10 protein-coding genes are annotated in these 10,469 nt (G+C 69.1%); 2 read left to right on the top strand and 8 right to left on the bottom strand.

The genetic code is table 11. The features are described 5' to 3' along the window. The 3 genes from VF794_RS04750 to VF794_RS04740 form a co-directional block, all read right to left on the bottom strand. Positions 1-980: hypothetical protein (locus VF794_RS04750; RefSeq protein ID WP_331107984.1), on the bottom strand; the 980-nt coding region annotated here is incomplete at its 3' end. 183 nt (positions 981-1,163) lie between these two features. Beyond that, a complete protein-coding gene (gene nadE / locus VF794_RS04745) occupies positions 1,164-3,053 on the bottom strand; it encodes an NAD(+) synthase (protein WP_331107983.1) in 1,890 nt (629 codons plus the stop codon). A gap of 77 nt (positions 3,054-3,130) precedes the next feature. Next, a complete protein-coding gene (locus VF794_RS04740) occupies positions 3,131-3,790 on the bottom strand; it encodes an LON peptidase substrate-binding domain-containing protein (protein WP_331107982.1) in 660 nt (219 codons plus the stop codon). Between the two features lie 126 nt (positions 3,791-3,916). On the opposite strand from VF794_RS04740, the gene VF794_RS04735 reads away from it, so the two are divergent. Continuing rightward, on the top strand, positions 3,917-4,483 hold the full coding sequence (locus tag VF794_RS04735) for a YqaA family protein (protein WP_331107981.1): 567 nt from the start codon (positions 3,917-3,919) through the stop codon (positions 4,481-4,483). Between the two features lie 13 nt (positions 4,484-4,496). Here VF794_RS04735 and VF794_RS04730 read toward each other — a convergent pair whose 3' ends face one another. Further along, a complete protein-coding gene (locus tag VF794_RS04730) occupies positions 4,497-6,860 on the bottom strand; it encodes an MASE1 domain-containing protein (protein ID WP_331107980.1) in 2,364 nt (787 codons plus the stop codon). A 265-nt stretch (positions 6,861-7,125) separates the two neighbouring features. On the opposite strand from VF794_RS04730, the gene VF794_RS04725 reads away from it, so the two are divergent. Further along, a complete protein-coding gene (locus VF794_RS04725) occupies positions 7,126-7,350 on the top strand; it encodes a hypothetical protein (protein WP_331107979.1) in 225 nt (74 codons plus the stop codon). Here VF794_RS04725 and VF794_RS04720 read toward each other — a convergent pair. From VF794_RS04720 to VF794_RS04705, 4 genes are all read right to left on the bottom strand, one after another. After that, a complete protein-coding gene (locus tag VF794_RS04720) occupies positions 7,337-8,017 on the bottom strand; it encodes an HAD family hydrolase (RefSeq protein ID WP_331107978.1) in 681 nt (226 codons plus the stop codon). The two genes, VF794_RS04725 and VF794_RS04720, sit on opposite strands and share 14 nt — an antisense overlap. A 79-nt stretch (positions 8,018-8,096) precedes the next feature. Then, positions 8,097-8,678, bottom strand: a complete 582-nt coding sequence (locus tag VF794_RS04715; protein ID WP_331107977.1) for a biopolymer transporter ExbD — start codon at positions 8,676-8,678, stop codon at positions 8,097-8,099. A 14-nt stretch (positions 8,679-8,692) separates the two neighbouring features. Continuing rightward, positions 8,693-9,178: a biopolymer transporter ExbD gene (locus VF794_RS04710; protein ID WP_331107976.1), complete on the bottom strand. Its 486-nt coding sequence runs from the start codon at positions 9,176-9,178 to the stop codon at positions 8,693-8,695. A 103-nt stretch (positions 9,179-9,281) separates the two neighbouring features. After that, positions 9,282-10,031, bottom strand: coding sequence for a MotA/TolQ/ExbB proton channel family protein (locus VF794_RS04705; protein ID WP_331107975.1), 750 nt, complete (start codon positions 10,029-10,031; stop codon positions 9,282-9,284). Positions 10,032-10,469: the final 438 nt, after the last annotated feature.

The following is a 10,469-nucleotide window of genomic DNA, read 5'->3' as shown; positions in this document are numbered from 1 at the left end:
CCGTTGGTGAGCTCGCCGCCGTCGATGCCCGGGGCGAAGTCCTCGTTGAGGAGGACGTTGTAGTTGCCGCGCAGGTCGGCGGTGAAGTCACCGATGTGCGTCCGCAGACCCACGCCAACGGGGATGCGGGCGTTGGTGTCGTCACGGAAGCCGAGCGCCTCGCCGTTGCGGATGTTGTACCAGTTCATGCCGACGCCGCCGACCAGGTAGGGCTGCACGGGAGCCGCGGTCAGGCCGAGGGTGACGGCCGCCTGGGCACCATTGCGCACGATGTCCGGGCCGCTGCCGCCCGCGTCCGCATCCAGGTTGTTCACCGCGCCGCTGTAGCCGAGCTCGAGGCCGAACGTCTTGCTGGGCCGCAGAGCCGCCGTCACGCCCACGGACGGACCGGGGTTGATCTCCGGAGCGAGCGCGCCGGTGTAGCCCTCGACACCGCCACCGAGCAGCACGGTGAGGCCGCGCATGTCGGACTTGGACTCCTTGCCCTTCTCATCCTCCATGCCGGAGCCGCCGAAGGCCATGTCGTCTTCGGACAGGGGCACCGCGCCGACGTCGACGTCGTCGTAGTCGCGCTGGAGCGAGGACTGCTGGTCCTGGTTGATGCCGAGGTCACCACTGCCGCCCGTGGCGCCCTGCACCGGGGTGCAATAGAGCGTCACACCGCCCTGCTGCATGTTGATGCCGCTGGACTTGGGCTGCTGCTGAGCGCTCTGGCCCGACTGGCCCGCGCCGCCGATGCCCTCGTCCAGACCCGCTCCGCCCACGCCCTGGTCCACGCCCGTGTCGGGCAGCACCGGGGAGACATCCTGCTGGTCGTCGATGATGAGGCCGCTCGAGTTGTCATCCAACCCGGAGCCGCCGAGGTTGTCCGGGGACTGCTGTCCCTGGTCCTGCTGGGTAGTGGTGGACTCGTCCTGCGCCAGCGCCGCGTTCCCGTAGATGAGCGCCGCGATGGCGCCAACCACAATCTTCGCTTTCATCCGTACCTCCATACGTCGGGTGGCTGACGGGAAGTTCGTAACCGGGAACATTCTCGGCAAGGCGTGGATCCGCCCCGAGCCCCAGCCGCGCCCTGGCTCGCAAAGCAGCCAGCCAGGCACGGCGGGACGGTCGGCGGAGAAGCGAAGCGTGACTACCTTAAAGGGTATTTCCGATTGGACGCGTCAGCCCCGCGTCCAATCGCTGCTCGTCACGACGGGCAGCTGAAGCGCGCGCTCACGGTCCAGATCCAGGTTGCCGATGTGCAGCGACAGCGGCGCCTGCACCCACTTGTAGATGGACTGGAGGAAGAGCCGGGTGAACTTCTCCACGTAGCCCTCCATCCGCGTGCGCTCCACCTCGGGGAACATGACTTCCAGCGCGGCCATCATCTCCACGGGCACCAGCTTCTCGCCCGCGAAGAGGTAGAAGCACGCATCCAGGATGGGGAAGGGCATCAGCTCCTCCTCCCCCACCTGGTTGTGCGCCAGCTCCGGCCCCGCCGGCTTGGCCAGCACCTTGCGGATGCCCTCGTAGCGCGTCTGCTCCTGAAGGTAGTCCAGCAGGTACATGACGACCGTCTTGGGCACGTTGGCGATGACAGCCAACGCCCCCATGAGGTCTCCACCCGTGGTGGTGTAGCCCACGGCGCGCTCGCTCATGTTGCCCGTCTGGAGGAACAGGCCCCCGCTGGAGTTGGACCAGTTCCACATGCGCTGGGCGCGCACGCGCGCCTGGATGTTCTGCTCGGTGATGGGCGTCACCTCGCCCCCCGCGAGCATGGTGCGCGCGATGTCCAGCTCCCGCTCGAAGGCCTCCTCGATGGGCACCACCAGGAAGGGCACGCCCAGCTCGCGGGCGATCGTCTCCGCGGCCTCCTGGGTGGCGTCGCTGGAGTAGCGGCTGGGCATGTAGAAGGCGCGCAGCAGGCTGCCGGGATTCTCCGGCCGCACACGCTTCGCGTAGCGGTGGGCGATGAGCAGGGTGAGCAGCGAGTCGCGCCCACCCGAGAGCGCGATGCCGATGACCTTGAAGGCGCGCGTCTTCTCGAAGTAGTCGCCGATGCCCAGGGCGAGTGCGTCGAGGATGTCCTCGCACAGCGCCTCCCGGGGCGAGCGGCGCGTGTCCGGGGCCGGCAGGAAGAAGCTGCGGTGCGCGGGCACGGGGTAGCGCAGCATCTCGCGCCGGCTGGTGAAGGCGCCGGTGCAGTCGATGGTGGGCACCAACGGATTGCCCTCGCGCAGCCACGCCTCGCGGTCACTGCGCCAGGTGGTGTTCTCCGCGCGCAGCCGCAGGGTGCGGTCCAGGTCCACCACGGCCGCGGCGAAGCCCTCCTGGAAGCGCGGCTCCTCCAGCACGGGCTTGCCGTTCTGGTTGATGAAGCCACCCCCGTCGAAGATGACGCCGTCGTTGGTGCCCAGCGCATTGGAGTAGGCGATGGTGCACTGGTGGTCCGAGGCGCGGGTGGCGAGCATCTCGCGCCGGGTATCCCCATGGCCCACGCGGAAGGGCGAAGCGGACAGGTTCACCACCAGCTCGCCCCCCGAGTAGGTGCGCCGGCGCATGGGCGCCTCGGGGCTCCAGATGTCCTCGCAGACCTCGGGGGCCAGGAGGCCGAAGTCGAAACGGAAGAGGTAGTCGCCGAAGGGGACGCCCCGGTACTCCTCGCGCATGCCGGGCACGCCGCGGGAGAAGGTGCGCCCTTCGTAGAAGATGTTGTAGGTGGGCAGCTTTTCCTTGGGCACCAGGCCGAGGATCTTCCCGCCTCCCACGAGCGCGGCGCAGTTGTAGCGCAGACCGTGGTGATTCACCGCCACGCCCACGAGAAACACCGTGTGCAGCGAGTCCGTCTCCCGCGCGAAGCGCTCGAGCTGCGGCCACTGGTGCTCGACGAAGCCCTGCCACTGCACCAGGTCCTCGGGCGGGTAGCCGCCGATGAGTTGCTCCTGGAAGACACCCACGGTGACGTCCTCGGCGGCCATCCGGCGTGCCACGTCGAGCGCCTTGTCCACGTTGCGCGCGAGGGCGCCCACGGTGGTGTTGACGCTGGCGAGCCCAATCTTCACGAGCCGCATGGAAAGTGTTCCTCCCTGGAGATGGTGGCCCGCTAGCAGACGCCCACGAGGGGCGGCGCGCAAGGACTTCGATGGGGCTAGTTGAGCGGCCCCGCGGGCTTGACGGGGCTGAGCCGGGCGATGAGCTCGCCCACGTCATCCAGCACGGACTCCAGCCGCGTCTTCACGTCCAGCTCACCCAGCAGCGTCTGGCGCCGCTCCGGCTCCGGAACGACGGCGGCGGCCACCACGTCCGCCAGGGCGCCACCCTGCGCTCGGGCCACCACGGGCAGGAGATTCTCCGCGAAGGAGGCGGGCACGCGCCCGGCCAGCTCGAAGACCGCCTGACGAAGCCGCTCCTCCTCGGGGCCCTGGTAGTCGCCGTCCGGCAGCAACTGCACGCGCACCTGACGGTACAACTCGTCGGAGGGTAGCTCGGAGAGCAGGCGAGCGCGCGCCACACCCTGCAAGAGGATGTTGTAGCGCCCGTCTGGCAGCTCCTCATGCCAGATGATGAGACCGGCGCAGAGCATGGGCTGCATGGGGGGCCGCTCGCCGTACTGGCCCTCCCAGCCGGGCTCCAACTGGGCGAGCGCCATCACCTTGTCCCCGGCGAGCGCGTCACGCACCAGGGCCCGGTAGCGCGGCTCGAAGATGTGCAGGGGGAGCGCCGCATGCGGAAAGAGGACCGCGGAGGGCAGCGGGAAGACCTTGAGCGCATGGGTGGTGAGCGCGATTCGTTCGAGGGCCGTCGTCATGGGAAGAGCACCGTAATCCGGTAATAGCGGCCGGGTGAACGCGGCGCATCCCCAGCCAGCGGGCAGGCATGAGGGCGGGACGGGAGGCTGGAAAAGCGCCCCCATTCCGCTAGGGTGCGCGGCCGCATGTCCGACTCCGCTCAAGTGGCCGCCTCTCCGGAAAAACCCTCCTGGTACCGCCGGCTCTACCTGCGCGTGGAGGCTCTGTCCTCCACGAAGCACGCCCTGGCCGCCATGCTGTTGGTGTCGGTGGTGGACGGCTCGGTGTTCCCCATTCCGCCCTTCGCGTTGCTGGTGCCCATGGTGCTGGCACAGCCGCGCAAGTGGCTCCAGTACGCGCTGCTGGGCACGGTGGCCAGCCTCTTCGGTGGCTTCATCGGCTACTACCTGGGGGATCTGCTCCGCCAGGGCGCCGTCAGCTTCCTGCACATCGACCTGAACATGCGCATCCAGCGCTTCGGCATCGACGCCTCGCTGGGCGAGCTGCTGGGGCAGAACTTCTGGGCGCTCGCGCTGCTGTGCTCGGTGCTGCCCACGCCCTTCAAGGTGGTGGCCATCGGCAGCGGCATGGTGGGCGTGCCCCTGGAGCGCTTCTTCCTGGCGGCGGTGCTGGGCCGCTCGGTGCGCTTCTTCCTGGTGTCGGGCGTGATGCGCTTCTTCGGGCCCACCGCCCGCAAGTGGCTGCGCGTCTGAGCCCCGCGCCGCCCTAGGCGGACACGGTGGTGGCCAGCGCCTCGTCGATGGTGGCCAGCAGCTCGTCGGGCCGCACCGGCTTCTCCAGTATCCGGTTGCGCACCGAGCGCACGAAGTCGCGCGTGGCCTGGGTGTAGGCCCCGCCGGAGATGAAGATGAGCCGCTCGGCCAGCTCCGGCGCGTGCGCGCGCAGGTGCGAGTAGACATCCATCCCCGTCGTCCCCGGCATCTGCAGGTCACACAGCACCAGGTCGAAGCGCTGGCCCTCGCCCACCCACGCCAGGGCCTCGGCGCCGCGCGTGGTGACGAACACGTCATGCGCGGGCTCGATGAGCATGCGCATGGACTGACCCAGGCGCGCCTCGTCGTCGATGATGAGGATGCGCCGGCGGGGCGTGGTCTCGACCGCGATGGGCTTCTCGGGCTCGGGCTCCTCGGGCTCGGGCGCCACGACGGGAGCCGCCTCGGCGGCGGGCAGGAGGACGGTGAAGACGGAGCCCCGGCCCTCCTCGCTGCGCACCCGCAGCTCGCCGCCATGGGCCTGGACGATCTGCTGGCAGATGGGCAGCCCCAGCCCGGTGCCCTCCGCGCAGTCCTTGGTGGTGAAGAACGGGTCGAAGATGCGCGCCAGCACCGTGGGGGACATGCCGCAGCCGGTGTCCGACACCTCCACGAGGGCCCGGCCCGAGTCGTCCTGGCCCGTGCGCACACGCACCTCGTGGTGCTCCGGGCTGCCCTCGGGGATGGCCTGGAGCGCGTTGACGAGCAGGTTGAGCATCACCTGCCCGAGCCGTGCCTCGCTGCCCATCACCCTGGGAGGCTGGCCGAACTCCTCCACCAGCCGCGCGCGTGGGTGCACCGCATGGGCCGCCATGCGCAGCGCGGGAACCACCACCGCATTGACATCCAGCATCGCCCGCTCCTCCCCTTCCTGCCTGCTGAAAACCTTCAGGTCCCGCACGATGACGCGGATGCGCTCGGCGCCCTCGCGGGCCTCCTCCAACCGGGCCCGGGCCTCCGAGAGCCGCACGGGCTCCCGGGCCAGATTCTGGACCGCTCCCTCCAGGTTCATCATCAGGTAGGCGAGCGGGTTGTTGATTTCATGTCCCACGCCGGCGGCCAGCGTGCCCACGGCGGCGATGCGCTCGGCGCCCACCAGCTTCGCCTGGAGCTGCTTCTGCGCGGTGATGTCCCGGTGGGTGGCCACGAAGTGCGTCAACCGGCCGTCCGCGTCGCGCACCGGCGAGACCTGGAGTTCGCTGAACACCCGCGTGCCAGCCTTGTGCGCCAGCGGCATCTCGCCGCGGAAGAAGCCTCCCTCACGCAGCGCCGTGTCCAGGCGCTGTCGCGACTCCGGCTCCAACTCGCCGCCACGCAGCTCCCGGGGCGAGCGGCCCATCAGCTCCTCGCTCGTCCAGCCCACCATCTCCTGGAAGGACTCGTTGGCGTACACCAGGCGCAGTACCTGGTCCGGGTGCACCTCCCAAAGGAGCACGCCCTCGCGCACGCTGCGCACGGCGGTGGCCAGCAGCTCCAGCTGCGCGTTGGCCTCGCGGCGCTCCGCGCGGGACGCCGCCAGCACCAGCCCGGTGAACGCGAAGATGGCCAGGAAGAGCTGAAGCCCCAGCAGGTCCACCGTCCGCGCATCGGAGGCGAACGGGCCATGGCTCACGGCGGTGCCCCGGATGGAGAGGGCCGCCATGAGCAGGGTGGAGAGCACCGCCCCCCGCGTTCCGAAGCGCAGCGCCGCCCAGACGCCCAGGGGGAAGAGGAGGAACACCTGCGCATAGGACAGGGCCGTTCCCGGACGACCGGAGAACGACCACAGGCCCACCGCCAGGCAGAGCGCCACCAGCCCCAGTGCCTCGCGCCAGCGCGGCTCCGGCCGGGGCTGGGAGAGCACCAGCACCGCCGACCCCACCACCAGGGCCCCCATGGCGTTGCCCAGCCACCACACCCACGCCGTCATGCCGACGCCGCTCCAGGACAGCGGCTCGCTCAACCCCACGCTCGAGGCCCCGGCCGTCGCGCTGACCAGCGGGCAGAGCGCCGCCACGAAGGTGAGCGCCAGCACGTCCTGGAGGCGCTCCAACGAGCGGGAGAAGCGGAGTCGCTCCAGCAACAGCACGCCGAGCACCGCCTCCAGGGTGTTGCCCGCCGCCATGCCCACCGTGGCGAGCGACGGCACGGAGGCGAACAGCAGGTTGGCCGCGCACGAGGCCACGAAGATGGCCGGCCAGCGCGACACCCCCAGCAGCCACAGGCCCGCCAGCGCCACCCCCGAGGCCGGCCACACCGGGCTCGCGGCGTCGGCGATGGTGGCCAGCAACAGCCCCACCCTCGCGGCGCCGAAGTACGCGAGCGCCAGCAGGACCATCTCGGCCAGACCCCGGGGGCCGTGCCAGACGGAACGAGCGGAGTGCGGTGGATGCGGCGAAATGGCGGAGTCCCCCGGATGCCCACCACTCAACCGGGGGGCATGATGCGTCATGCTATCCCGACCGCCGGGGGGGTGAAACGGCTACATCGCCCGCCTGTCTACCCATCTGACAGATGAACGAGCGGAACTTCACCCCGCGTCCCGATGATGCAATCAGTCGAGGGGGGCCGCGTAGGGAAGGACAAGGAGGTGTCCGAAACACATGTCCCGCCCTGGTATCGCCGCCGTGCTGTCGTTCTTCGTCCCCGGACTGGGTCAAATCTACAACGGGGACATCCTCCGGGGTCTCTTCTGGCTCATCGTCACGCCGGGCTTCTGGCTGGGGACGGGCGGTTGCCTCGGCTGGGTGTGCCACCTGGTCGCGGCCGCCACCGCGCACAGCCGCGCCGAGGACAAGGAGAAGGGCGTCCGCGTCAGGGTCGTGTAGCGGCGCGGGGTGCGCCCAACAGGGCCTGGAGCAGCTCGTCCGCGGTGTGGGCGAGCGCCCGCGCCCCATGCGCCTGGAGCTCCTCCACGCCCCGGAAGCCCCAGGTGACGCCCACGCCGTACATGCCGGCGCCGCGCGCGGTGGTCATGTCCACCGCCGTGTCGCCGACGAAGGCGCAGTCTCCGGGCTCCACGCCCAGCTCGGCCGCGATGCCGAGCGCCGCCGTGGGGTCCGGCTTGCGCGGCACCTCGGCCCGCTCGCCGTAGACGGCCCCGAAGGGCACGTCCGGCAGCAGGGCCCCCACCAGCTGGCGGGTGGCCGCGTCCGGCTTGTTGCTCAACACCGCCAGCTTCACCCCCTCGCCCGCCAGCCGGGAGAGCACCTCGAGGACGCCGGGGTAGGGCCGGGTGCGGTCCAGCAGGTGCTCGGCGTAGAAGGCCTTGTAGGAGGCCATCACCCCCGCCTGGGCATCCTCGCGGTCGGCGGGGACGGCGCGAGCCACCATCACCCGCACGCCCTCGCCCACGAAGTGGCGGTAGGCGGGCAGCGGATGGACGGGCAGGCCGTGCTGGGCGAGTGCGTGGTTCATCGCCGCGGCGATGTCGTGCAGCGAGTCCACCAGCGTTCCATCCAGGTCGAAGAGCGCGGCGCGAAGGTGCATGGACATGGCTCCTGGAAACACCAACGCCCCGGCCCGGACAAGTCCGAGGCGCGGGGCGTTGGTGCTACCCGTGTAGGAGGAAGGCCTACGGGGTGGCGGCGGCGGTGGGCTCGGCGGCGCCGGCCTCGCCCTTCTGGAGGGTGGCGAAGTTGATGTTGTTGTAGCCGGCGCTGGCGCAGCTGAACATCACCCGCTTGATGATGGCGAACTCCACGTCCTTGTGGGCCTGGATGTTCACGTCACCCTTGAAGGCATTGGTGTTGCCCTCGGCCATGGAGTGGAGGTCCTCGAACTGCTTCTTCATGTCCCGCAGCTTCTCCTCCAGCGCGGGGATGTTGAGGTACTCCTCCTTGACCAGGTCCTGCACCCGGCCCACGACGGTGCCGGAGATGGAGACCTCGTCGCCGGACACCATCACCACGGGGTGCATCTCCACCTCCTTGACGTTGGTGGCCTCGGGGAGCTGGATGTCCTTGGTCATCATCAGCACCTCGCCCGTCGCCGAGAAGTTGGCGATGAGGAAGAGCACGATGATGACGAACATGTCGACCAGCGGGGTGATGAGCACGTCGGCGTTGCCACTCTTGTGACCGTGCGCGCCGTGGCCGAACACCTTGGAGTGCTGGAGCCGCTTGCAGTACCGCTTACCGGGAGCCTTGATGGGCATGGTGGATGTCCTTCCTAACCCATGATGGCGGACACCGACACCTGAGGCAGGCCGGCGCCGATGCATTGGTCGATGATGCGCACCAGGTCCTCGTAGCGGACCTTGTCCTCGGTCTGCAGCGTGATGGCCGACTGGTCCGGGAACTGCGCCTTGAGCTCCTTGAACCGGGCCAGCAGTGGGGCCAGGTCCAGCTTGCCGTTGGCGCCGCGCTTGGCCTCGATGGCCGGGAACTCGCTCTGGTCCGCCGCCAGCCGCAGCTCGGTGGGCGTGACGAACAGGGTGAGCTGGACCGTCTTGGTCTGCTCCTCCTGCTTCTGCTCTTCCTCGGTGGACGGGCCACCGGCCTGCGCCACCTGGAGGCGGCCGATCTGCGTCCAGACCGCCGTCATGATGAGGAAGCTGATGGTCACCGCCATCAGATCGATGAAGGGGGTGAGGTTGATGGCAACGTCGAGCGACTTCTTGCCTTTACCTCCCCCCAGGTCCATTCCGCCGGCCATGGAGCTCTCCTTCCACCGCGCTACGTACGACGTTCAATGAAGAGGGGCGCGTGTCATACCCACTGACAACGCGCCCCGTTTCCGGGTTCCGCCAGAGGAGGGACTACTCCTCCTCGTGACGACCCGCCGCCGCGGACACCGTGGCGTTCTTGAACTTCTCGCGGTTGTTGACGATCAGGTTGAGGACGGCAACGCTCGTCTCGTTGATGTCGTTGGTGATGGCGGTGGCGCGGCCCGAGAGGATGGAGAAGGCGACGACGGCCGGGATGGCGGTGAGCAGACCGAAGCCCGTGCAGTTCATGGCTTCGGAGATGCCGTTGGCGAGAATCGTCGCCTTGTCGGCGGGATTCACGTTGGCCACGGCCTCGAAGCAGGAGATCAGACCGGACACCGTACCGAGCAGACCGGCGAGCATCGCCGCGTTGCCGAGCATGGCGAGGTAACCGGTGCGGGCCTCGATCTTCGGGGTCTCGCGCAGGCTGGCCTCGTCGAGGGCGGCCTGGACCTCCTCCTCGCCCTTGGGAACGTTCATCAGACCGGCCTTGATGACCTGGGTGAGCGGCGTCTGCTTCTGGCCGGCCACGTAGTTGATGGCCTTGTCCAGGTCACCGGCGTAGATGTGCTTCTTGAGCCCACGCAGGAAGGCGTCCTTGTTGATGGACGCCTTGCCGAACAGCATGATGCCGCGCTCGATCATGATGGCCAGCGCGAACACCAGGCAGACGGCGATGGGATACATACCCCACTGACCCGCCTCCCAGCGCTTGGCGATCTCCTCGAAGAGGCTGCGCTCGGCGCCGTGACCGCCAGCATTGGCGAGGATGGTCAGATTCGTCAAATACCCCAGGTTCATCGCTTATGGCCTCCAGAGAGGGGCTGCCCGACATGGCGGGCCTAGCCAGCCGGTTGGTTCCCGTACGGACACCCACACGGGTCCCTTACCGGGAATGGCATCAATTGGAGCCGGACTTTAGGAACGGCGGTCCGGGAGTGTCAAGGCACGCCCCGTGCTCTTAGTTGCTGAAATCCCACGGGAATTTTGCGATCGGACACCGACAGGACGGCTGGTCTGGTGGCGGACGAACGGTGTTTGCCGCGCTGCGTCGCCTGCTTGACGGACCCGGGGGGTGGGGCTAAGGGCGGCCGATCATGGCCCGAAAGCGGATCGGCGAGTTGCTCCTGGAGCGGGGGGCGATCACCGCGGCCCAATTGGAAGCGGCGCTCCAGACACAGCAGCGGACCCACCAGCGGTTGGGGGCCGCGCTCGTGTCGCTGGGCGCCATCACCGAGA

Origin of the sequence: Archangium sp. (assembly GCF_036389735.1) — a bacterium.
In the GTDB taxonomy this organism is placed as follows: Bacteria; Myxococcota; Myxococcia; order Myxococcales; family Myxococcaceae; genus Archangium.
The sequence above is the reverse complement of the archived record's forward strand: the minus strand, read 5'-3'. Positions and strand labels throughout refer to the sequence as shown.

Excerpts from the sequence above, each read along its gene's own strand:
- VF794_RS04715 (WP_331107977.1), bottom strand. The coding sequence starts at position 8,678 with ATGCCCATCAAGGCTCCCGGTAAGCGGTACTGCAAGCGGCTCCAGCAC.
- VF794_RS04705 (WP_331107975.1), bottom strand. The coding sequence starts at position 10,031 with ATGAACCTGGGGTATTTGACGAATCTGACCATCCTCGCCAATGCTGGC.
- VF794_RS04735 (WP_331107981.1), top strand. The coding sequence starts at position 3,917 with ATGTCCGACTCCGCTCAAGTGGCCGCCTCTCCGGAAAAACCCTCCTGG.
- VF794_RS04730 (WP_331107980.1), bottom strand. The coding sequence starts at position 6,860 with ATGGTCCTGCTGGCGCTCGCGTACTTCGGCGCCGCGAGGGTGGGGCTG.
- VF794_RS04710 (WP_331107976.1), bottom strand. The coding sequence starts at position 9,178 with ATGGCCGGCGGAATGGACCTGGGGGGAGGTAAAGGCAAGAAGTCGCTC.
- nadE (WP_331107983.1), bottom strand. The coding sequence starts at position 3,053 with ATGCGGCTCGTGAAGATTGGGCTCGCCAGCGTCAACACCACCGTGGGC.
- VF794_RS04725 (WP_331107979.1), top strand. The coding sequence starts at position 7,126 with ATGTCCCGCCCTGGTATCGCCGCCGTGCTGTCGTTCTTCGTCCCCGGA.
- VF794_RS04740 (WP_331107982.1), bottom strand. The coding sequence starts at position 3,790 with ATGACGACGGCCCTCGAACGAATCGCGCTCACCACCCATGCGCTCAAG.
- VF794_RS04720 (WP_331107978.1), bottom strand. The coding sequence starts at position 8,017 with ATGTCCATGCACCTTCGCGCCGCGCTCTTCGACCTGGATGGAACGCTG.